Source organism: Streptomyces sp. NBC_01016 (assembly GCF_026341035.1).
Taxonomy (GTDB): Bacteria; Actinomycetota; Actinomycetes; order Streptomycetales; family Streptomycetaceae; genus Streptomyces.
The window spans coordinates 3,689,320-3,710,865 of sequence record NZ_JAPEOQ010000002.1; the positions used below are offsets into that span (position 1 = coordinate 3,689,320).

Below are 21,546 nucleotides of genomic sequence, written 5' to 3' on the forward strand. Positions count from 1 at the left end.
TTCGTTCTGCCTGGGAAATGCTGGAAATGCAGTGGGGCCGGTGGGCGTGGTCCGGGTTGTGGTCCGGGCGCCGCGGCGCCGGTCAGCCGTTCAACTCCCGGCGCAGCAGCACCATGTCGTCCGGATGCACACGGGTGGCGGCGAGGTCGGCCAGCGAGCGTTCCACCGAGCGCCCCTCATCGTGGAGCAGCCGCTCCGTGCCGCCGCGGTCCCGGACGACGACCACACCACCGGACACCACGATCTCGGTGAACTCGGCCGCCGGGCCGCCGCCACTGATACGAAACCCTCGGTAACCGAGGTCCTGAAGCGGCGCGGCCCCGGGAGGAGCCGGTGGCAGGGCGGCGATCCGGGCCACCAGAGCGTCCCCGGTGTCCGGCGGGAGGCCGAACACCGGATTGCGCCGCCCGCTGTAGAGATCGATCTCGACGTCCACCCGCTACCTGATCCTTTGGCGTTGCGAATTACAGCCGTAGAAGTAGCCGCAAAATACCGTGTACGGACCTCGGTTGGCGGTCTCCGGGTTGAATATGACGTTGTTGCTGTTGTCCGTGTTCCGGGCGGCCGTGCCGCCGGGCTTGTGGCCCCAGAACCCTTCCTTCTGCTTGCGGTACCAGTGGAAGTCGATTCCGGGTGCGATGACCAACGCGACCAAGTAGCGCGGCTTTTCGGTGTCCGGGAAGCAGTTGAACCGGTGGTGCATTCCGTCGCACAGGGACGCACGCGTCATTTCGGCAGTGCTGATGGCTTTGTACATGCTGCCGCAACCACGGCCCGGCTGGGCGAACGTATTGGTCCGCCAGTTGCTCGCGTAGTTGTAGCAATTGTTGTTGAGCCGGACGGTGGAGTCGTTGTTCCAGAATCCCGGGTTGAACGCTCCGAGCTCAATGGTGCAGGTGGCTGCCGGAGTTGTCTCTTCAGGACCGGGCTCCGCCTCCGTCGTCGTGGCCGCGTCCATGACGCTGAGCCGGGTGGCGGACGACAGCTGCGGGATCAGGTACTCGCGCAGGGTCGAGTCCAGCGGCTGTGCGGGTTCACGGGACGCGGCGGCCTGCCCGCGCTCCATCAACGTCACGAGCCGCTCGCCGATCTCGGCCGCACGGCCACCGCGTGCCTGCGGCCCGACGGGCAGGTACAGCCTCGGTTCGGCGCCGAAATCGCTTCCGATCTCGTCGTTGAGCGGTTCGATCGAGAATCCTCGTACTCCGAGCTCGCCCGTGGCGGGCGGGTCACTGATGAACAGGTTCCTGTTGCCGTCCACCTCGCGGAGCAGCGCCTGTACTTCGCTCTCGTCGGTGACGTCGGCCACCGGATTGGGTCGGCCAGAGAATATGTCGGCCGTGATGCGCAGCATGTATCCGTCCCCCGTTTTTTCGCGACACTGGTTGCAGGGCAATGACACCTGCTTGTGTCGAGTTCCCGCCGGGCTCCCTGGCTCGGTGGGAAGCCGATCATCGTGCTGTTCGGGTGGGAATGACTAGGGGTATATCTCGCGTCGCAGCAAGCGTCAACGCCGACCAAAGGACTGCCGGGGTCATTCGGCCAACAGCTACGGCACTTGCAGCGGATCAATACGCCATGTTCCCTATCGCGACCGGATGTCCGGAAGAAGAGCATTCCACTGGACCGGGTGGCGGGCCGCCGGCATGCGCCTGCGCACCCGCTGGACCGTGATCGGGGCCCGTCCGGTGCGGGTGGTATTTCGGGAACGCGCACAGTAGAACTGGGCCCATGTCCGATCAGTGGCCGTCTCATCACCCGGCACCGGTGCCCGGCCCGCCCAGCGGGTACGGGCCTCCCCAAGTCCCGCAGCTCGGCGTCGGTTACCGGCGGTGGGCCGGTGTCCTTCTCTGGCTGGCGATCGTCCTGGCGGGCCTCATGGTGGTGGCGTTCGTGGTCAGCCTCGTGTTCCTGACCAAGGCGGATGCGGACGGGGGCAACGCTTCCTACGGCTATCTCGCCCTCTTCCTCTGGTTCGGGATCGCCGCCGCGATCCCGGTCCTGCTGGCCCTCGGCATCCCGGGTCTGGTCATGACGCGGCGTGTGCGAAGGCAGCGGCACCATCGCCCGCTGCAGCGACCAACTGGGTAGCGGCAGCGCACTCGTCGCCCGCGCGATCCACGTGCTGTGATACCCGGGGACCGCACCCGGCCGGCTTGGCGTCGTAGCGTGGAACAGGCCCCGAAATCGCACCATGGAGGACACCATGGGGAGCAGGACCTGCCCGCCAGCGGGTGGGTGACCGCAAGCACCCCACGGAGGATTCGACATGCTGCTCGCCGCCGAGAAGGGCGACATCACCACGATCATCGGGGGCATCGCCCCCGACTGGGGCCCGTTCGGCGCCCTGGGCAGCGAGGCGAAGACGATGATCCAGGTCGTCATGGCCGTCGCGATCCTGCTCTGCCTCGGCGTCGCGATCTGGGGCGCCGCGAAGCAGCGGATCGGTGCGACCGCGCTGCGCGACACGTTCAGCGCCGAACAAGGCAAAGGCCTGATCATCGCCGGGCTCACCGGAGTGTTCATCATCGGCTCGCTCGGCACCGTCTTCACCATCGTGTACGGCATGGCGGTCTGACGGCCGTCGGGGCAGTGGTGGCGGTTCAGTTGCACGCGTCCACTGCCTCCTCGCACGCGGGCCGGGACCCTATACGAAGGAGTGGATGTGGAGTCGCCGACGAGCAGCACGGTCGAACCGGTCGTCCGTGCGCCCAAGGGCGGCCGCCCGCGTGCCACGACCCGGCCCGACCTCGAACGGATCGGCTTCGAACTCTTCGCCCGGCAGGGCTTCGACGCGACGACCGTCGATGACATCGCGGCCGCGGCGGGCATCGCGCGGCGGACCTTCTTCCGCTACTTCGCGTCGAAGAACGACCTGGTGTGGGGCGACTTCGAACAGCAACTCGTCGGGTTCCGCGATCTGTTGAACGCCACCGGTCCGAGTGTTCCGATCATGACGGCGCTGCGCGTGGCCGTCGTAGACTTCAACCGGTTCGACGCCACCGTCGTGCCCTGGCACCGGCAGCGCATGCAGCTGATCCTGACCGTGCCCACCCTCCAGGCCGACGCCACTCTGCGGTACAGGTCATGGCGCGCGATCGTGACGGACTTCGCGGCCCGGCGCCTCGGTCTCGCCGCGTCCGACGCGATTCCTCGGCTCTTCGGTCACACGCTCCTGGCCGCGGCGGTCACGGCGTACGAGCACTGGCTCGCGGTGCCGGACGCGGAGTTGAGCGAGCTGCTCGACACGGCGATCCGGCGCCTCGAGGACGGGCTCGGCGGGGCTTGAGCCGCGTGGTCGGCGCCTCAGGGCAGCTCGCGCCGCATCGCGTCGGCGATCAGCTCACCGATCAGCACGGCGGTCGCGGCCGGGCCACGGTGCGGTGTGTCCGGCAGTATGGACGTGTCCGCGACCCGCAGCCCACGTATCCCGTGCACACGCCCGTACTGGTCGACGGCGGGGCCCATCGGGACGGTTCCACAGGTGTGTTGGGCTGTGCCGAGGTGGTCGCGGATCCATGCATCTAGCGCGCGGTCTTCGCGGAGCGCCTCGTGGCCGGGAGCGAGCAGACCGCCATCGGAGACCTTAGTGAAGGGCGCGGTGTCCAGGAGGCCGGCCGTCACGCGGACGGCCGCGCGCAGGCGGCGCAGGACCTCGCCGTCGCGCAGATAGTCGTAGTCGATGGCGGGCGGGACCTCCGGATCGGCGGAGAGCAGCCGGAGCCGGCCGGTGGGGCGCGGCGTCTGGACGGAGGCGAGGAACGAGTGCGGAGCACCAGGCACCCGGGCGGTCCCGCCGACGAGCCCGGCCATCGGGACCAGTGACTGGAGGATCTCGATGTCGCCCGGGCAACCCGGTGGCCCGCCGGGGGAGTTGAGGTGCAGACAGCCGCCGAGCCAGCCGGTGGCGGGCGGGCCGAGGTCGTCGCGCGGCTGCCAGTCCAGGACCAGTTGCGGATGGTCGCCGAGGTGGGCGCCGACCGCGGGCGCGTCGCGGACGACGGGAACCCCGGCGCGTTCGAGATCCGTGCGTGGGCCGATCCCGGAGAGCAGGAGCAGGCGGGGCGTGACGAGCGCGCCCGCGCACAGCACCACGCACCCGGCGTCGAGCGTCTCCCACGCCCCGTCGCGCTCGACCACGACCCCCGCGGCTCGCCCGCGCTCGACCACCACCCGCCGTACGGAACAATCGCCCAGCACGGTGAGGTTGGGCCGGTCCTGCACCGGCGTCGGCAGGTAGGCGAGCCCGGTGTTCCAGCGCACGCCGTCGACGGAGTTCGACGGCACGGGCCCGAAGCCGGGCGGGCCCTGGTCGTTCTTGTCGGGCTCGGAGGCGAAACCCAGTCCCCGGGCGGCCTCGCGGAAGGCCACGGCGGCGGGGTGGGTCAGGCGGCCGCGCGTGACGGGCATCGGCCCACCGATCCCGTGCACCTCGCCGCGGCCGAAGTCGAGGTCGTCCTCCAGGGCGCGCAGCAACGGCAGCACCCGTTCGTACGCCCAGGCGGGATTCCCGGCCCCGGCCCACCGGGTGAAGTCCTCGCGCCGGGCTCGGACGAAGTACCCGCCGTTGACCGTCGTGGAGCCGCCCAGCACACGGCCGCGCGGCACCGACCACGGCCGCTGCGGAGTGAGCCGAACGGCATGGGAGCGGGTGGCGGGATGGTCGGGCCGGGCCCCCGGTACGAGGCGCGCGTCCAGCAAATCCGGATCGAATGCCGCAGGCACCGGACCGGCCTCCACCAGCAGCACGTTCCGGCCGACGTCCTCGCTCAGTCGCGCCGCCAGCACGGCACCCGCGCCGCCGGCACCGACGACCAGCACATCGGGACGGGCGGACGCGATCGGACCCATGGGACCGGATCCAATCCCGCCGCGACACCGGCGCGCAAGACCCTCGGCGGTGCTCGCACCCTTTCTTTTGGCATCGCATGCCAATACTCTCGAACCCGTTCGCGCACACCCTCAACCACCCATCGGTATCAGGGAGTTCCGCATGAACGAGCAGCTCGAAGCCGTCGCTGCCCCCGAGGCGCCCGCCGCCTCCACCGCCTCCGCCTCTTCGACCGACGAACCCCTCATCGAGGCCGACGACCTGGTCGAAGAGGTGTCGATCGACGGCATGTGCGGCGTGTACTGATCGTGCCCGCCGCCCCCGTCCCGGCCGCCTCCCCCGCCTCCTCCACGTTCGACCTGGACCGCGCCTGGGACGTGCACCCCCAGGTGTCGGTCAGGCCCGAACCCTTCGGCGCGCTGCTGTACCACTTCGGCACGCGCAAACTGTCCTTCCTCAAGGACCGGGGACTGCTCGCCGTCGTCCAGGCGCTGTCGACGTCCCCCACCGCACGCGCCGCCTGCGCGAGCGCCGGCGCCGGTGACGCGGACACGGCCCGGTACGCACGCGCCCTCGCCGTCCTGGCCCGCTCGTCGATGCTGGTCGAAAGGAGCCCGACACCGTGACCTCAACTCCCTTGGCCGCCAAGCCCGGTGAGCGCCTGGTGGACCTGTTCGAGTACGGTCTCGACGCGCCGATCTGCCTCACCTGGGAACTCACCTACGCCTGCAATCTGTCCTGCACCCACTGCCTGTCCAGCTCTGGCCGCCGCGACCCTCGCGAGCTGTCCACCGCCGAGGCCAAGGCCGTCATCGACGAGCTGGAGGCCATGCAGGTCTTCTACGTCAACATCGGCGGCGGCGAGCCGACCGTGCGCCCCGACTTCTTCGAGCTGCTCGACTACGCCACCGCCCACCACGTCGGCATCAAGTTCTCCACGAACGGCGTGCGCATCACGCCGGAGGTCGCCCGGCGCCTCGCCGCCAACGACTACATCGACGTACAGATCTCCCTCGACGGAGCCACGGCCGACGTCAACGACGCGGTGCGCGGGGCGGGTTCGTACGACACGGCCCTGCGCGCGATGCGCAATCTGTCCGACGCTGGCATGAAGAACTTCAAGCTCTCCGTCGTCTGCACCCGCCACAACATCCCGCAGATGGACGACTTCAAGGCGCTCGCCGACGAGTACGGCGCCCAACTCCGCCTCACCCGCCTTCGCCCCTCCGGACGCGGCGCCGACGTGTGGGACGAGCTGCACCCGCTGCCCGCCCAGCAACGCCAGCTCTACGACTGGCTGGTGGCGCACGACGGCGAGGTCCTCACCGGCGACTCGTTCTTCCACCTGTCCGCCTACGGAGAGGCTCTGTCGGGCCTGAACCTGTGCGGAGCGGGCCGCGTCGTCTGTCTCATCGACCCCATCGGGGACGTGTACGCCTGCCCGTTCGCCATCCACGACGAGTTCCTCGCGGGGAGTGTGCGCGAGGCGGGCGGCTTCGCCGGTGTGTGGCGGGAGTCGGACCTCTTCCTCCGGCTGCGTGAGCCGCAGCAGGGCGGGGCCTGCGCGTCCTGCACGTTCTACGACACCTGCAAGGGCGGCTGCATGGCCGCGAAGTTCTTCACCGGACTGCCGCTGGACGGCCCCGACCCGGAGTGCGTCCAGGGGTACGGGGAGCAACTCCTCGCGGAGCGCGCCCGGGACGGCTCCACGATCCCGAAGCCGTCCGGAGACCACTCCCACCGCACCGGCCCCGTCGTCGTGCCGCTCACACGGCGGCCGCCCGTGTCGGACTGCGACGAGAACCCTGTAGCAGGACTCAGAACCCAGTAGCAGGACTCAGAACCCTGTAGCAGGACTCAGCCCGGCCGCCACCCGACGACGCGATCACCCGACGAGGAGCAATCCGCCCCATGGCAAGAAACCCATGGTTCGAAACGGTCGCCGAGGCCCAGCGACGCGCCAAGAAGTACCTGCCGAGCAGTGTTTACGGCGCCCTGGTCGCCGGCTCGGAACGCGGCCGCACCATCGGCGACAACATCGGCGCGTTCGCCGAACTCGGCTTCGCGCCAAGGGTGGTGGGCCACCACGCCGAACGGAACCTGACGACCACCGTCCTCGGCGTCGAGTCCGCGTTCCCCGTGCTGATCTCGCCGACCGGTGTGCAGGCCGTCCACCCCGACGGAGAGGTGGCCGTGGCCCGCGCCGCCGCCAACCGAGGCGTGATCATGGGGCTCAGCTCGTTCGCGAGCCGGTCCGTGGAGGAGGTCGCCGAGGCCAACCCGAACACCTTCTACCAGATGTACTGGATGGGCAGCCGCGACTCCATGACGCAGCGCATGGAGCGCGCCAGGGCGGCCGGCGCCAAGGCGCTCATCGCCACCCTGGACTGGTCGTTCTCCAACGGCCGGGACTGGGGCAGCCCGCCGATCCCCGAACGCATCGACCTGCGTACGGCCGTGAAGTTCGCCCCCGACGTGCTGCCGCACCCGCGCTGGCTCCTCGCGTTCGCCAGGTCCCGCCGCATCCCCGACCTGACCACCCCCAACTTGCAGGCCCCCGGCGGGCAGGCCCCGACCTTCTTCGGCGCCTACGGCGAGTGGATGCAGACGGCCCCGCCCACCTGGGACGACGTGGAGTGGATGCGCAAGGAGTGGGGAGGCCCCTTCCTGCTCAAGGGTGTCAGCAGGGTCGACGACGCCAAGCGTGCCGTCGACGCGGGTGTCACCGGCATCTCTGTCTCCAACCACGGCGGCAACAACCTCGACACCACGCCCGCCACCATCCGCCTCCTGCCGTCCATCGCCGAGGCGGTCGGTGCCGACATCGAGGTACTCCTCGACGGTGGCGTGCGGCGCGGCGGCGATGTCGCCAAGGCCCTCGCGCTCGGCGCCCGAGCCGTCCTCATCGGCCGCGCCTACCTGTGGGGCCTCGCCGCCAACGGGCAGGCGGGCGTGGAGAACGTCCTGGACATCCTGCGCGGCGGCCTCGACTCCGCGGTCCTCGGCCTCGGGCACGCCTCCGTCGACGAACTGGGCCCGGACGACCTGGCGATCCCGGACGGCTTCACCCGCACCATCGGAGTCCCGCGTGCCTGAACCGGTGGAACTGGCGCGCGCGACCTGGCCCACGGTGCCGGAGCGCGCCCTGGTCCTCGTCCCCGTCGGCTCCACCGAACAGCACGGCCCGCACCTGCCGTTCCACACGGACAGCACGATCGCCGAAGCCGTGGCGCGTCGCCTGGCGCACCAACTCGCGTACGAGGGTGTCGTCTTGGCGCCCACCTTCGCGTACGGCGCGAGCGGTGAACACGCCGGTTTTCCCGGCACTCTCTCCATCGGCCACGAGGCGCTGCACGCGGTCCTCGTCGAGACGGTGCGGTCCCTGTCCCTGTGGGCGGGCCGCGTCGTCCTCCTCAACGGCCACGGCGGCAACGTCACCACCCTCGACGCGGCCTGCGCCCAACTCCGTTACGAAGGCCACGACGTGGCCTGGCTCGGCTGCGCTCCGCCCGGCGGCGACGCCCACGCCGGCCGCACCGAGACCTCCGTCATGCTGCACCTCGCCCCGGGCGACGTACGGCTCTCGGAGGCGGCCCCCGGCGACCCCCGCCCACTGACCGAACTCCTGCCCCACCTCATGACCCACGGCGTACGCGGCGTCTCCCCGAACGGCGTCCTCGGCGATCCGACCGGCGCCACCGCCGAGGAGGGGCGCGCGCTGGTCGAGGCGATGGTGTCTCACGCCGTCCACCTCGTCACCGCGGGCCGCGCAGACCCACGAGGCCGGCTCGTGACCGCCGTACCGCAAGGAGCCGCATGAGCGGCAAGGGCGGCATGCCCCTCCCGCACGGATACGTCATCGGGCTCGAGCGGCACACCAGCGTCCTCGACGGAGGGCGCGCGCTGCTCGGCGGCCACCCGACACGGCTGCTGCGGCTGACACCACGCGCCCGTGCACTCCTGACCGGGCGCACCCTGCGTGTACGCGACCGGGCGGGCGCAGTCCTCGCCGACCGGCTGCTCGCCACCGGCCTCGCCCACCCGCTGGTCACCGAACTGCCACCGAGCGAACTGAGCGCCCCAAACGACCCGAACGGCACGGTCACATACGTCATCCCCATACGCGACCGCCCCGACCAGCTCGACCGCGCGCTCGCGAGCATCCGTGCCACCACGACCGACGCCCCGGTGATCGTCGTCGACGACGCCTCGCACGAACCGGCCCCCGTCGCCGCCGTAGCCGGGCGCCACCACGCGCGCGTACTCCCGCTCGCCGACAACCTCGGCCCGGCCGGCGCCCGCAACGCGGGGCTGCGCGAAGTCACCACGTCGTACGTGGTGTTCGTCGACTCGGACATCGTCCTCGCTAAAGACACAGTCGACGTCCTGCTGCGCCACTTCGCCGACCCGGCCGTCGTGCTCGCCGTGCCCCGGATCACCGCACTGCCAGGCCCCGGCGCGGAGCGCTGGCTGGGCCGCTACGAGAGCACCCGCTCCTCCCTCGATCTGGGCCGCCACCCGGCCGCCGTGCGCACCGGCACCCCCGTCTCCTGGGTCCCCAGCGCCTGCATGCTCGCCCGCACCGACGCGCTCACCAAGGCCGACGGCTTCGACGCCGGGATGCGCGTGGGGGAGGACGTCGACCTGTGCTGGCGGCTGACCGCGGACGGCGGACGCATCCGCTACGAGCCCGCCGTGCAGGCCGCGCACGAACACCGGGTGGAACTCGCCGACTGGTTCCACCGCAAGGCCGTCTACGGCACCGGCGCGCACCCCCTGGCCCTCCGCCACCCGGACAACATCGCCCCCGCGATCCTCGCGCCGTGGAGCGCCGCCATGCTCGTCGCCCTGCTCGCGCAGCGCCGCTGGTCGCTGCCGGTGGCGGGCGGACTCGCGGCCGTCGCCACCGTCCGCAACGCCCAGAAGCTGAAGGGCATCGAACACCCCCTGCCGCACGCGGCCCGTCTCACGGCCCTCGGCTCGCTCGCGTCGCTCACCCAGGGCACGGCGCTGCTCACCCGCCACTGGTGGCCGCTGACCGTCGTGGGCTGCCTGGTCTCGCGCCGCCTGCGCCGGGCCACGGCCGTCGCGGCGGTCACGGACGTCGCCCTGGAAACCCTCGGACGCGGCCCCGAGCCCACCCGCCTCGACCCCGTCCGCTACGCCGTCGCGCGTCGCCTCGACGATGTCGCGTACGGCTCCGGGGTGTGGCTGTCGGCGCTCAAGGGCCGCTCTACGGCTGCGTTGCGCCCTCGGATCGTGCGGGCAGCCCGTCCCCGCTCCCCGCTTCCTCCCGAGCGCGCATGTCCCCGTGGAGACGCGCGACTCCGGCGCACACCAGCGGCATGACCAGCGGCGGCAGCAGGAGCAGGGCCACCGCGGTGGGGAAGATGATCATCAGTACGCCGGTCATCCACACGTTGTCGTCGTTGAGCCACAGCATGCCGAGCCCGGCGTAGTGGTTCAGGGGGCCGGCCGCGTACACGACCACTACGTAGGCGAGCACGGCCGCCGCACACGACAGCAGGCCCAGGCCGAACGTGCGCCGACGGGCGCGACGGGTCAGCACCCAGGAGCGGTACACCGCCGCGAACGGGTTGCGGCGCTCCAGCACCGTCTCGGCCGTGGCACCGGACAGCCGGAACCAGACCAGCGGGCCGAGAGACCAGATGACGATCGGCAGCACCCAACCCACCAGCGTGTACTGCCAGGACGCGGTCTCACCTATGGGCGTGGGTTCGACGCCGGGCACCTCGTGTGCGTCGACCAGGGTGAACAGGAACAGGCCCGCCCACACCACGACGGCCACGAAGATGCCGGTCAGGAAGTTGGCCACGACGGCGGCGAACAGGCGCGGACGCGTGCGCCGCCACAACTCGCCGACGGACAGCGGCCCCCCGTCGCGCCGGGCATGGGAACTGCCGACCGCGTACGCGCTGTGGAGCACGGAGACGACGACCAGCGCCAGCAGCAGGAACACCGGCGCCGCCACGGCGCCGACGGCCTGCATGGGGTCCAGGTTCTCGTCCGCGTACGCGTAGTAGGAGTCCTCGTTGGCTATGTTGCGGTCCGCGTACTCCCGGACGTGTTCGAAGCCGTCCCACGCCGCCGCGAACGCGCCGGCGAGGATCGCGAACCCGAGTACGGCGGTGGCCAGTGACACCCAGAGGGTGAAGCGGTACAGCGTGCCCCGGTAGGGCCTGACGTCGTTTTCCATGGTCGGGCCCTACCTCCGTGCGGTACCGCGGTCGCGTGGTTCTGTGGATACGGGGATCAGGACGCCTCGTGGGACGCGTGAGGTTCCCGATGCCCGGACATCAACCCGCGTACGTCGTCCCGAACGCCTCCAGGAACTCCAGCGTCGCCGCTGCCGACCGGCTGGGACATGAGACGGCCGTCCACGTCACCCCGGCCTTCTCCAGAGCGGCGAACAACTCCCGGTGCCGGTCCGCGTCCAGGGTCGGATCGGTGAGGGCGTCATCGCGGTACGAGTGCAGTACGTCGACGTCGGCACCGCGCCCGGCCGCGGACGAGGCGTCGCGCACCTCCGCTATCGCGCCCGCCAGTTCGGGCAGTGGGCCCAGCGCCGGGGTGCGGGCGGTGGTGCTCAGTTCGGGGCCGCCGGACATCGGCATCCAGCCCTGCGCCCGCTCCGCGACCCGGCGCCGGGTCAGCCGTGAGTTGCCGCCGATCCACAGGGGTATGGGCCGCTGCGCCGGCCGGGGCAGGGCCTGCACGTCGCGGACATTGAAGTGCCGGCCCGCGTAGCTGAACGGCTCGCCGCTCCAGTGCAGCGGCAGCACGTCGAGCACCTCGTCGAACAGCGTGTTGCGCTCCTCGAAGTCGACGCCCAGGGCGTGGAACTCGCCCTTCAGGTACCCGGCGCCGAGACCCAGGATCAGCCGCCCGCCGGAGAGCCGGTCGAGCGTGGCCGCCTGCTTGGCCAGCAGCAGTGGATTGCGGTACGGGGCGACGGCCAGATAAGTGAGGAGGCGCAGTCGGCTGGTGACCGCTGACGCGTGGGAGAGTGCCACAAAGGGGTCGAGCGTCTGGTGCCCGCCGTGGTTCAGCCACCGCGCGCCGGGGGCAGGGTGCTCGCTGAAGGAGAGCCCGGAGAAGCCGAACTGCTCGGCAGCGCGGGCCACTTCGGTCAGAGGGCCGGCGTCCAGCATGTCGGCATCCGGCCCGTGCGCCTCCGGGTAGTGAAACAGGAATCGCATGTCACGTATCCTCCGGTTCTGTGCGGAACTGCCGCCCGTACGGCCCCCGTTGGCGGGGCCTGTCCAGGGGCGTACCGATGCGCGCCGAAAAACGCAAGAGCCTTGGTGACTGTCCTGTGGTGGTTCAGGAGCGCGGCCAGGGCTGACCGCTGAGCCGTTCGATGCTGGTGTTGAAGCGCTGCAGGTAGTGGGCGAAGGTCTCCACGTCGTCGGCCGGCCAGTCCTCGAAGACCTTGTCCAGTTCCTGGATGTGGGTCGCGCGCTCGTGGTCGAGCCGCCGCTCGCCCTCTTCGGTGAGCCGGAACTTGCGTGCCATGCCGCCGTCGGGATCGGGGATCCGCTCCAGGAGGCCGGCCCGCATCGCGCTCGCCGTCTGCCGGTTGAGCGTGGACGCGTCGAGCAGCAGCGCCTCGCTGAGCTGCCCGATCGACATCGGGCCCTGGACCCGGATCCGGCTCAGCAGGATGTAGGCGCTGCGCTCCATGCGTTCGGCCTCGCGGCGCCGCTTCTCGCTGCCGAGTTGATGCCGGCCGAGCACCATGTGCTCGAACTCGACCAGGTGCGATGGCTTGTCCATGTACGTGCTTCCTCCCAGGTCGACCGTATCGCAGGGCGTCGCAGGACATGCGCGCCGTCCGGACTCCTTTCCCGCTTGTGTGCCGCGCCGTCAGGTATGTGTGTCATGCATGGAGTATGTGCGATGCATATCGTGTGTACGATGCACATCGTTGCACATGCTGAAGAGTTTGAAGAGATTGAGGAGTCCTTCATGGATGCGCCCCAGTCGGGCAGCCGGGCGGGCGCCGTCGTCGCCACCCTCGCGCTCGCCGGAACCGTCGCCGCGATCATGCAGACGCTGGTGACCCCGCTCATCGCCGAACTGCCCCGGATCCTGGACACGTCCGCCTCGAACGCGGCGTGGGTGATCACGGTCACCCTGCTCGTCTCGGGTGTGTGCGTGCCCGTCTCCGGCCGCCTCGGTGACCTGATCGGCAAGCGCCGCATGATGCTCGTCTGCGCCGTGCCGCTGTTCATCGGCTCGGTGGTGTGCGCCCTCTCGTCGTCCGTCGTGCCGATGATCGTCGGGCGCGGGCTGCAGGGGATGGGCATGGGCATGGTGCCGCTCGGTATCGCCCTGCTGCGGGATGTCGTGCCCACCGAGAAGCTCAGCGGTTCCATCGCCCTGGTCAGTGCCTCCATGGGAATCGGCGGCGCGATAGGCCTGCCGATCGCCGCCGCGGTCGCGCAGTACGCGAACTGGCGGGTGCTGTTCTGGGGTGCCGCCGGGCTCGCCGCGATCATCGGCGTCATGATCTTCCTGATCGTGCCGGACGTTCCGGCGGCCGCCAAGGGGCAGCGCTTCGACGCTCCCGGCGCGATCGGCCTGGCCATCGGTCTTGTCTCACTGCTGCTCGCGATCTCCAAGGGCGCCGACTGGGGCTGGTCCTCGGGCGCCACGTTGGGGCTCTTCGGTGTCGCCGCCGTGGCGCTTCTCGTATGGGGCTTCTACGAGTTGCGCACGCGTGACCCGTTGGTCGACCTGCGGACCACCGCCCGCCCGCGCGTGCTGTTCACCAACGCCGCCTCCATCCTCATCGGTGTCGGCATGTACTCGTTCATGCTGATCGCGCCGCAGGTCCTGCAGTTCCCCGAGGCCACCGGGTACGGCCTGGGCCAGTCGATGCTGGCCGCCGGCCTCTGGATGGCGCCCGGCGGCGTCATGATGATGCTCATCTCGCCGCTCGGCGGAAAGCTGATCAACGCGCGCGGTCCGAAGACCGCGCTCATCAGCGGCGCACTCGTGATCGCCGTCGGATACGGGGTCGCGCTGCCGCTCATGGGGACGGCCTGGGGCATCATGGTCGCCGGAGTCGTGATCAACAGTGGTGTCGCCCTTGCCTACGGCGCGATGCCCGCGCTCATCATGGGCTCGGTGCCGCTCTCCGAGACGGCCGCGGCCAACGGCTTCAACACCCTGATGCGCTCGCTCGGTACGACCATCGGTTCTGCCGTGATCGGTGTGGTCCTCGCGCAGATGACCATGTCCATGGGCGGCTACACGCTCGCCTCCGAGGGCGGGTTCCGTACCGGGTTGATGATCGGCTGTGGTGTCGCCCTGGTCTCCGCCGCTGTCGCGACGCTCATCCCGGCGCTGCGCAAGGAGGGTGCGGACCAGTCCGTCGCAGCGCAGCCGACCGAGGGCGACCAGGCCCCGGCCCGCACCTGAGGCCGTCCGCGAGTGAGGGGCGGCCCGCGCAGAGGGCCGTCCCGGCATCTGCCCCACGCATACGCGACGGGACGGTTGTCGTGCGAGGGGCCGGGCAGGAGTGGTACAAGGACACTCGAATTCCCTTGCCAGGCACGGCACTTGGAGGTGCACCGTGATGCTCCCGGCTCGCCGACGCGCAGCGGACGCTGCCTGCGAGAGGGCAGAGCGGTCCGCATCCGCCGAACTCGAGGAGCAGGTCGAGCAGTTGAAGGAGGCCGTGACCTCGCACGCCGTGATCGACCAGGCCATCGGGGTCGTGATCGCGGTGGGCGGGATCCGGCCCGCGGAGGCGTGGGACGTGCTGCGCGAGATCTCCATGCGCACCAACACCGGGCTCCGCCTGGTCGCCCGCCGGCTGATCGCCTGGCCGCGTACCCAGGAGCTCGACCCGGTGATCCGCGCCGAGCTGGAGCGGCAACTCGCTCAGCGCCGGGAGACAGCGGATCCGGTGGCGACGGAACCGGGCTGAAAGCCCCGCTCCCCGGCTCGGGCCGACAGGCTCCTGCCGAGAAGCGGGTGCGGGCTCACTGCCGAACCCGCCACGGCCACGAATGACCGCTCTGCCCCTCGGAGTAACACGCAGGAACGCTCACTAACGCAAACGTGCCCGGAATCTTCACGCGGGCTGGACCGGTCGGTCACCGGGGTCCGTCACGCGGGTGACAGGGCCGCCTCGATGAGGCGTCGGGCCGCCGCGTCCGTGCGGGCCGCATCGCCCGTCACCAGCCGGTCCTGACACAGCCCGCGCAGCCCGGACACGAGCAGCGTCGCGCGCTCGCGCGCCGCCGGCTCCGGGTGGCCGAGGCGGGCATATGCGTCCGCGATCGGGTCGACCATGAACGCGACGGTCTCGCGGGCGAGCTCGCCGTACTGTTCCGGATCGGTCGCCGCCAGGCTCAGCAGCTGGAGCAGTATCCGGATCGGGCCGGCCTGCTCGCCCACCGTGATCGCCCGCCACAGGGCGCGGGCCGAGCCGCGCAGTGCGTCGACGTCCTCGACCGGGTCGAACAGCGCGTGGGCGTCGGGCCGGCTCGCGGCGAGGGCGCGCGCGATGAGGTGCTCGCGGCTGCCGAAGTAGTAGAGCAGCATCCGCTTCGTCGTGCCGATCTCCACGGCGAGCGGGGCGAGCGACAGGTGCGCGAGGCCGTGCCGCTGCACGTACTCCACGACCTGGCCGAGCAGCTCGGCGCGTTTCTCGGTGTTCACGGTTCGGGGCACCCGTTGAACGTACCGGAAGGTACATGTATCGTCCATTGATCATGGATTCCTGTTCCGATCGGTACAAGTACGAGCGGCCGCGGGCCGTCGCGATCAAGGCCTTCGCCGAGGCGGCCTGGTTCCCCGCCGTCCTCTTCCTCGGCATCCTCTGCTTCTTCGCCCCGGCCCTGCACGCCCCGAAGCCGCACCACGTCGAGGTGGTGGTGGCGGGTTCGGCGGACCGGGTCGAGGACGAGCTGCGCGCGCGATACCCCGACGGCTTCGACGTGACCCCCGTGGACACCGCCCGCGAGGCCCGCCAGGCGGTCCTCGACCGGGACGCCTACGCCGGATACGTCACCGGGGACCGCCCCGTCCTCTACGTCGCCAAGGGCAACGGCGCTTCCCTGGAGCAGACGCTCACCGGCGCGTTCAGCGGACTCACGGGCGGCGCCCCGACGGTCCGCGACGTCGCGCCCACCGCGCAGAAGGACCTGCTCGGCTCGACGGTGCTGTACTTCGCCATCGCCTGGAACATCCCCGCGTACATCCTCGCCACGACCCTGCTGCGCGCCGTCGCCCTCGACCGGCGCCGCAAGCTCCTGGCCATCGCCGCCGTCGCCGCCGTGTTCAGCCTCGTCGGATACGGGGCGGGCGTCGGGCTCGGCTACTTCGACGCCCACCCGGCGGTCCTCGGCGTCGCCTTCCTCCTCAGCACGGCGGTCGCCACGGTCGCCTCCGGACTCGCGCCGTTCACCCGGCAGTTCCTGCCCGCGGTCGGCATGACGCTGTTCATCGTGATGTCGATCCCGACCAGCGGGGGAGCGGTGGCCGCCCCACTGCTGCCGGAGTTCTTCCAGGGCGTGCACGCCGTGATGCCGCTCGCCAACGCCGTCGACGCGCTGCGCGGAGTGCTGTACTTCGACGGGGCCGGGGTCCTCAAGCCGCTGCTCGTCCTGTGCGGATGGATCGTGGCGGGCCTGGCCCTGCTCGCCCTCGACCACGCGCGGCACCGACGCGCGGCAGGGGGCGAGGCCGCCCCGGTCGACGATCCCGCAGCCGAGACCCCCGTGCCGACCGCGCTGCCCGCCCAGCGCCACCACTTCGGCGAACCGGTCCCCACGCTGACCGGCGTGGTCGGCGATGCCGCTCACGAGCCGCTGCGGGGCGCCGCCGTCGTCGTACTCGACGGCCGCGGACGTCAGCTGGTCTCCACGTTCACCGACGACCGGGGCCGGTACGCGGTGGCGGGCCTGCCCGAGGACCACCTCAGCCTGGTGGCGTCGGCCCCCGGCAGACACCCCGAGGCGCAGCGCATCCTCGTACGTCAAGGGGCCCCGGCCACCGCGGACTTCACGCTGCGGGCGCGGGAGGGCGCCCTGGTCGGCCGCTGAGGCTAACCGCTCCGGCTCCTCCGGCTCCTCCGGCAACGATCTCGGTGAGAGTGCTCAGCACCACGTCGACCTCCTCGTCCGACAGCGGTCGAAGCTCTCGCTGTTCGTGAGGCCCCTGTTGTTCATGAAGCCGCTGCTGTTCGTGAAGTCCCATGAGCAGCATGGTGCCTGGTCGATGCCGCGTGCCCGGCGACTGGCTCGGCGCGTCAGCGTCTCAGCGGGTCGCGTGCAGCGCGTCGCCGAACCGCCGATGGCTGTGCCGCCAACCGTCCGAGACCCGTACGGCGTCGTGCACATGCGGATGGTCCGCGGCGAGCCCCACGTGCTCGTGCTCCACCTCCGGGACCGAGCCGTCCACGCCCACCGGCCACAACCGCGCCGCCGCGACCCCCGCACCCACCGCCACCACCGCGAGCCCGACCACGGCCGCACCGAGCCCGGCCCGCGCGCCCAACCACCCCGCCAGCGGATACGTGAGCAGCCAGCACGCATGCGACAGGGAGAACTGCGCGGCGAACGCCGCCGTACGTTCCCGCTCCGGCGCGGCCCGCCGGACCAGCCGGCCCGTCGGCGTGAGCACCATGGAGCACGCGCCACCGAACGCGGCCCAGGCGGCGAGCAGCGCGGGCACCCGCCAACTGCCGGAGTGCGCTGCCGTGATGACACCTACGGCGGCGAACACGCCACCCAGCGCCAGCGCCCCGCGCACCATCACCGCCCGCTCGCCGACCCGCTCCAGCAGCCGCGGCACCACGAGCGCCACCGCCATCGACCCGGCCCCGTACGCCCCGAGCGCCACCGGCACCGCGCCCGACGACAGACCCAGGAAGTCCCTTACGTAGACGACGGAGTTGACGGTCACCATCGCGCTCGCCGCCGCCACGGCCAGGTTCAGCGCCAGCAGCCCCCGCAGCTGGGGGAGCGCGAGGAAGAGACGAGTGCCGGCCGTCGCCTTGCCGAACACGCCACCCGCGCGCGCGGGCGCGGGCGCTCGCTCGGGCAGGGTCGTCGAGACCACGAGCGCGGCCGAGGCGAGGAAACCCACGACCGTTCCCATGAACAGGCGGTGGTACGAGAGCACGGACAGCAGCGCCGCGGCGAGCGCCGGACTGAACAGGCTCTCCATGTCGTACGCGAGCCGGGCGAGCGACAACGCGCGCGTGTAGTCGCGTTCGTCGGGCAGCACGTCCGGGATCAGCGCCTGGAAGGTGGGCGTGAAGACGGCCGACGCGGACTGCAGCACGAACACCAGGACGTAGACCTGCCACACCTGGTCCACGAACGGCAGCATCAGGGCCACGGCCGCCCGCAGCAGGTCGGAGCCCACCATCACCGCGCGCCGCGGCAGGCGCTCCGCGAACGCCCCCACCAGCGGGGCCACCAGCACGTACGCCGTCATCTTGATCGCGAGCGCGGTGCCGAGCACGGCGCCCGCGTCCGCCCCCGCGATGTCGTACGCCAGGAGCCCGAGCGCCACGGTGGCGAGACCGGTGCCGACGAGGGCGACGACCTGGGCGCCGAACAGACGGCGGTACGTGCGGTGGCGCAGAACCGTGAGCATGCGGGCCCCTCCCGAAGGCTGCGTCGACAGACCACTCGTCATGTGCGCACCTGCGCACATGACGAGTATGTTGCCGTTCGGTGTGCGGTTCGCACAAGGGCTTCATGGCCTGGCATCTAGGCTGGGGCCATGCCCGCAAGCGATCCGACCCCCACCGCGGCCGTCGCGCACCCGCGCGAGCCCGACGCCGCCCGACTCGCCGAGGCGACGCGGGTGTTCGCCCTGCTGTCGGACGCGACCCGGCTGCACGTGCTGTGGCTGCTCGCCCTGGAGGAGTCGGACGTGGGATCGCTCGCCGACCGCGTCGCGGCCTCGCGCACGGCCGTCAGCCAGCACCTGGCGAAGCTGCGCCTCGCGGGCCTCGTCGAAGCGCGCCGCGAAGGCCGCCACATGCACTACCGCCTCGCCGACGGGCACCTGCGGCGCCTGGTGACGGAGGCGCTGAGCCACGCGGACCACCGGGTGACCGGAGAGGCCCCGCACGACTAGCCGACGCTACTGCGTCACCACGTCATTCACTGCGTCACGTACGGTCGCGGACCGAGGTGAGCAGGCCGTAGAGGACGACGTTCCCCGCGTACCCGTTGCTCCTGCTGTACGTGCCGCCGCAGGTGATGACGCGGAGTTCGGGCAGGCCCGTGCCGCCGTAGACCCGGCGGGACGGGAAGTGCTTCTTGTCGACGACGTCGATGCCGTGGATCTCGAAGACGGCCGTCTTCCCGTCGGCGCGGTCGATCTCGATGTGCTCGCCCTTCTTGAGCGCGCCGAGCCCGTAGAAGACGGCGCGGCCCTCGGCGTTGTCGACGTGCCCGTCGATCACCGCCGTACCGCGCTCGCCGGGCGTGACCGCCCCCGGGAACCAGCCCGCCAGATTCGCCTTGTCCGGCGGCGGCGCGTCCAACCATCCCTCCGGATCCCGGCCGACGCGCGTCAGCGGCGCGTTCACACCGATCTCGGGGATGCGGATGCGCTGCGGAGCCGCGGCGGGCAGCGGGTCGGCGGGCGGCGTGTCGGTGCCGAGCTTCGCGGCGCCCGGTTCGGGCTGCGGCGGCCCGTCGCCGGATATCCCGTGGTGCACGAGCAGGACTCCGGCGAGCAGCGTCGCCGCGAGGAAGGACCACGTGGGGCGGCGACGCTGCACAGCGGGCGCGGACTCGGCTATCGCCGGCATCAGCGGCCCCCGGCCGCGTGCCGTCGCCGGCGCAGCCGCCTGCCGATGAGCACGGGCAGGCACGCCAGGGCGAGCAACCCGGCCGCCGCGCCGAGGAGTCGGCCGAGCCCGCCCGAGGTGTCGTCGGGCTGCTCGGCCCCCGTGGCGGGCGCGGGCGCCGGGGCGGCGACGGCCAACTGCTGCGTTGCCGAGGGGCGCCGGGTCGCCGCCGCCTGCCGTGCGTGCAGGGGCGCCGCCTCCGCGCCCCAGTCGAGCAGCGCGCGGCTCTCCTCGTAGACCGCGTTGAAGTCGCCGTCCTGCGGGTTCATGACGGTCACCAGAACGGTGCGCCCGTTGTGGGTCGCGGCGGTGACCAGGGTGCAGCCGGCCTTGGTCGTGTAGCCGTTCTTGACGCCGATCAGGCCCGGATAGGGCTCCACTCCGTGCGAGCCCACGAGGAGCCGGTTGGTGTTCTCGATGCCGAACGCCTTCGGGCCGCCGGCCGCCGGGAAGCGTGCCGACTTCGTGGCCATGTAGCGCCGGAAGTCGTGGTTCTTGAGGCCTTCCTTGGCGATCAGCGCCAGATCGTGCGCGGAGGAGAACTGGCCGTGGGTGTCGTAGCCGTCGGGGGAGCGGACCTGGGTGTCGCGGGCGCCGATCCGGCGGGCGGTCGCCTGCATCTGCGCGACGGTGCGGGAGACGCCGCCGTTCATGTGGGCGAGCGTGTGCACGGCGTCGTTGCCGGAGCTGAGGAACACGCCGCGCCACAGGTCGGCGACCGTGTACCGGTTGCCTTCGTCGACCCCGACGAGGCTGCTGCCCTCGGAGACATCGGAGAGATCCCTGTACGTGGCCCGGTGCACCTCGTCCTGGCGCAGCTTCGGCAGCACGGTCAGGGCGAACAGGGTCTTGAGCGTGCTCGCGGGCGGCAGCCTGCGGTGCGGCGCCTTCGAGGCGAGGACGTCGCCGGTGCGCGCGTCCATGACCTCCCACGACAGCGCGGAGACGGACGGCGGCGCGGGCGGGTCCGGCACCGGCGGATCGGCACCGGCGGGTCCTGCCGTGCCCGCGGACACCGCCGCGCACACGCCACACGAAACAACGGCCCTGCCAAAGGCAGGGCGAAAGCGGAGGAAAGACGCCATGCCGGAAACGTAGAACCGGGATCTCGCGACCGCGCTCCACGTACGCCATACGGCCTCCGCACACGGGGGACGCCCGCTCGAGGTGCGCTTGATATCACCCGGAAATAGGCTGTTCGGGTGACGGCCGCCCCGATCGGGGCGCCCGTGATCCTCCCCGCCGAGCCGGGCGGGCCACGAACGTGACGTACGTACGCTGGAATGACACGACGGTGGAGGTGGCCGCCATGACGGCCCAGACACGACTCCTGAACCGGCTCTCGCACGCGGACCGGGACCGGTTGATGCCCCTGGCCAAAGAGGTCTCGTTCGCGCAGGACACCCGGATCTTCGAGGAGGGGGACCGGGCGGACCGGTTCTGGATCATCCGGACCGGGATGGTCACCCTCGACGTCCGCGTCTCCGACCGCGCCCTGCTGCCCATCGACCCGCTCGGCCCCGGTGACCTGCTGGGCTGGTCCTGGCTCTTCGAGCCGTACGCGTGGGACTTCGGCGCGGAGGCGTTCAGTCCGGTGCGGGCCTACGAGTTCGACGGCGCGTCCGTACGCACGCTGTGCGAGCAGGAACCGAGGCTCGGCGTGGCGGTGCTGCACGGGGTGGCCGAGGTGATGGCGCACCGGCTGGAGGCCGCGCGGGTCAAGCTGGTCGAGGCGCATCGGATGCACGGGCACATCTAGGCGTATCGAGACGTGCGCAGACGTATCCGGTGCGTACGGGTGGGTCAGGTGCGTCCGGTGGGTTCGAATGAGGCGTCTGTGTCACCCGACTCGACGTCTCGACAG

General features: G+C 71.3%; 24 protein-coding genes. 14 read left to right on the plus strand and 10 right to left on the minus strand.

Annotated elements, in window-relative coordinates:
- Positions 1-82 precede the first annotated feature (82 nt).
- Together OG746_RS43510 and OG746_RS43515 are read right to left on the minus strand one after the other, a co-directional pair.
- A complete protein-coding gene (locus OG746_RS43510; protein ID WP_266724849.1) occupies positions 83-436 on the minus strand; it encodes a hypothetical protein in 354 nt (117 codons plus the stop codon).
- Positions 437-439: 3 nt separating this feature from the next.
- Positions 440-1,354 carry a hypothetical protein gene (locus OG746_RS43515; protein WP_266724851.1) on the minus strand — a complete coding sequence of 305 codons (915 nt, stop codon included), beginning with the start codon at positions 1,352-1,354 and terminating at the stop codon, positions 440-442.
- 377 nt (positions 1,355-1,731) lie between these two features.
- Between OG746_RS43515 and OG746_RS43520 the strand changes: the two genes are divergently transcribed.
- The 3 genes from OG746_RS43520 to mftR all read left to right on the plus strand — a co-directional run bounded on the left by OG746_RS43520 (position 1,732) and on the right by mftR (position 3,289).
- Positions 1,732-2,091 carry a hypothetical protein gene (locus OG746_RS43520; protein WP_266724853.1) on the plus strand — a complete coding sequence of 120 codons (360 nt, stop codon included), beginning with the start codon at positions 1,732-1,734 and terminating at the stop codon, positions 2,089-2,091.
- Between the two features lie 178 nt (positions 2,092-2,269).
- Positions 2,270-2,578, plus strand: a complete 309-nt coding sequence (locus tag OG746_RS43525) for a DUF8827 family protein (protein WP_266724855.1) — start codon at positions 2,270-2,272, stop codon at positions 2,576-2,578.
- Between the two features lie 87 nt (positions 2,579-2,665).
- Positions 2,666-3,289: a mycofactocin system transcriptional regulator MftR gene (mftR, locus tag OG746_RS43530; RefSeq protein WP_266724857.1), complete on the plus strand. Its 624-nt coding sequence runs from the start codon at positions 2,666-2,668 to the stop codon at positions 3,287-3,289.
- 17 nt (positions 3,290-3,306) lie between these two features.
- On the opposite strand, the gene mftG is transcribed toward mftR, so the two are convergent.
- Entirely contained in the window at positions 3,307-4,851 is a 1,545-nt protein-coding gene (gene mftG / locus OG746_RS43535; protein WP_266724859.1) for a mycofactocin dehydrogenase MftG, read from the minus strand.
- Positions 4,852-4,993: 142 nt separating this feature from the next.
- On the opposite strand from mftG, the gene mftA reads away from it, so the two are divergent.
- The 6 genes from mftA (at position 4,994) to mftF (ending at position 10,180) form a co-directional block, all read left to right on the plus strand.
- Positions 4,994-5,137 carry a mycofactocin precursor MftA gene (mftA, locus tag OG746_RS43540; RefSeq protein ID WP_266724861.1) on the plus strand — a complete coding sequence of 48 codons (144 nt, stop codon included), beginning with the start codon at positions 4,994-4,996 and terminating at the stop codon, positions 5,135-5,137.
- On the plus strand, positions 5,122-5,457 hold the full coding sequence (gene mftB / locus OG746_RS43545) for a mycofactocin biosynthesis chaperone MftB (protein ID WP_266724862.1): 336 nt from the start codon (positions 5,122-5,124) through the stop codon (positions 5,455-5,457). Before mftA ends, mftB begins: the two co-directional genes overlap by 16 nt.
- Positions 5,454-6,662 carry a mycofactocin radical SAM maturase gene (mftC, locus tag OG746_RS43550; RefSeq protein ID WP_266724864.1) on the plus strand — a complete coding sequence of 403 codons (1,209 nt, stop codon included), beginning with the start codon at positions 5,454-5,456 and terminating at the stop codon, positions 6,660-6,662. The genes mftB and mftC overlap by 4 nt, the downstream gene beginning before the upstream one ends.
- A gap of 80 nt (positions 6,663-6,742) precedes the next feature.
- Complete coding sequence (gene mftD / locus OG746_RS43555; protein ID WP_266724866.1) at positions 6,743-7,927, plus strand: pre-mycofactocin synthase MftD; 1,185 nt, start codon at positions 6,743-6,745, stop codon at positions 7,925-7,927.
- Positions 7,920-8,651, plus strand: coding sequence for a mycofactocin biosynthesis peptidyl-dipeptidase MftE (gene mftE / locus OG746_RS43560; protein WP_266724868.1), 732 nt, complete (start codon positions 7,920-7,922; stop codon positions 8,649-8,651). Before mftD ends, mftE begins: the two co-directional genes overlap by 8 nt.
- A complete protein-coding gene (gene mftF, locus OG746_RS43565) occupies positions 8,648-10,180 on the plus strand; it encodes a mycofactocin biosynthesis glycosyltransferase MftF (protein ID WP_266724870.1) in 1,533 nt (510 codons plus the stop codon). Before mftE ends, mftF begins: the two co-directional genes overlap by 4 nt.
- Here the strand turns inward: mftF and OG746_RS43570 are convergent.
- The 3 genes from OG746_RS43570 to OG746_RS43580 form a co-directional block, all read right to left on the minus strand.
- Complete coding sequence (locus tag OG746_RS43570) at positions 10,065-11,048, minus strand: hypothetical protein (protein WP_266724872.1); 984 nt, start codon at positions 11,046-11,048, stop codon at positions 10,065-10,067. The genes mftF and OG746_RS43570 overlap by 116 nt on opposite strands.
- A 100-nt stretch (positions 11,049-11,148) precedes the next feature.
- Positions 11,149-12,051, minus strand: coding sequence for an LLM class F420-dependent oxidoreductase (locus OG746_RS43575; protein ID WP_266724874.1), 903 nt, complete (start codon positions 12,049-12,051; stop codon positions 11,149-11,151).
- Between the two features lie 124 nt (positions 12,052-12,175).
- Positions 12,176-12,628 carry a MarR family winged helix-turn-helix transcriptional regulator gene (locus tag OG746_RS43580; RefSeq protein WP_266724876.1) on the minus strand — a complete coding sequence of 151 codons (453 nt, stop codon included), beginning with the start codon at positions 12,626-12,628 and terminating at the stop codon, positions 12,176-12,178.
- A gap of 192 nt (positions 12,629-12,820) precedes the next feature.
- Between OG746_RS43580 and OG746_RS43585 the strand changes: the two genes are divergently transcribed.
- Together OG746_RS43585 and OG746_RS43590 are read left to right on the plus strand one after the other, a co-directional pair.
- Positions 12,821-14,278: an MFS transporter gene (locus tag OG746_RS43585; RefSeq protein ID WP_266724878.1), complete on the plus strand. Its 1,458-nt coding sequence runs from the start codon at positions 12,821-12,823 to the stop codon at positions 14,276-14,278.
- Between the two features lie 157 nt (positions 14,279-14,435).
- Positions 14,436-14,789 (plus strand): ANTAR domain-containing protein, encoded by a 354-nt coding sequence (locus tag OG746_RS43590; protein ID WP_266724880.1) that lies wholly within the window; start codon positions 14,436-14,438, stop codon positions 14,787-14,789.
- Between the two features lie 182 nt (positions 14,790-14,971).
- On the opposite strand, the gene OG746_RS43595 is transcribed toward OG746_RS43590, so the two are convergent.
- On the minus strand, positions 14,972-15,526 hold the full coding sequence (locus OG746_RS43595) for a TetR/AcrR family transcriptional regulator (protein ID WP_266724882.1): 555 nt from the start codon (positions 15,524-15,526) through the stop codon (positions 14,972-14,974).
- Positions 15,527-15,579: 53 nt separating this feature from the next.
- Here OG746_RS43595 and OG746_RS43600 point away from each other — a divergent pair, with 53 nt between their 5' ends.
- Entirely contained in the window at positions 15,580-16,911 is a 1,332-nt protein-coding gene (locus OG746_RS43600) for a carboxypeptidase regulatory-like domain-containing protein (RefSeq protein WP_266724883.1), read from the plus strand.
- Positions 16,912-17,125: 214 nt separating this feature from the next.
- Here OG746_RS43600 and OG746_RS43605 read toward each other — a convergent pair whose 3' ends face one another.
- The gene (locus tag OG746_RS43605; RefSeq protein ID WP_266724885.1) at positions 17,126-18,472 is read right to left on the minus strand and encodes an MFS transporter; all 1,347 of its coding nucleotides are present in this window, start codon (positions 18,470-18,472) and stop codon (positions 17,126-17,128) included.
- A gap of 129 nt (positions 18,473-18,601) precedes the next feature.
- Here OG746_RS43605 and OG746_RS43610 point away from each other — a divergent pair, with 129 nt between their 5' ends.
- Entirely contained in the window at positions 18,602-18,961 is a 360-nt protein-coding gene (locus tag OG746_RS43610) for an ArsR/SmtB family transcription factor (protein WP_266724887.1), read from the plus strand.
- A gap of 34 nt (positions 18,962-18,995) precedes the next feature.
- Here OG746_RS43610 and OG746_RS43615 read toward each other — a convergent pair whose 3' ends face one another.
- Together OG746_RS43615 and OG746_RS43620 are read right to left on the minus strand one after the other, a co-directional pair.
- Positions 18,996-19,643, minus strand: a complete 648-nt coding sequence (locus tag OG746_RS43615; RefSeq protein ID WP_266724889.1) for a class F sortase — start codon at positions 19,641-19,643, stop codon at positions 18,996-18,998.
- Positions 19,643-20,698, minus strand: a complete 1,056-nt coding sequence (locus OG746_RS43620; protein WP_266724891.1) for a D-alanyl-D-alanine carboxypeptidase family protein — start codon at positions 20,696-20,698, stop codon at positions 19,643-19,645. Before OG746_RS43620 ends, OG746_RS43615 begins: the two co-directional genes overlap by 1 nt.
- Before the next feature lie 293 nt (positions 20,699-20,991).
- Here OG746_RS43620 and OG746_RS43625 point away from each other — a divergent pair, with 293 nt between their 5' ends.
- Positions 20,992-21,441 carry a Crp/Fnr family transcriptional regulator gene (locus OG746_RS43625; protein WP_266724893.1) on the plus strand — a complete coding sequence of 150 codons (450 nt, stop codon included), beginning with the start codon at positions 20,992-20,994 and terminating at the stop codon, positions 21,439-21,441.
- The last annotated feature ends 105 nt before the right edge of the window (positions 21,442-21,546 follow it).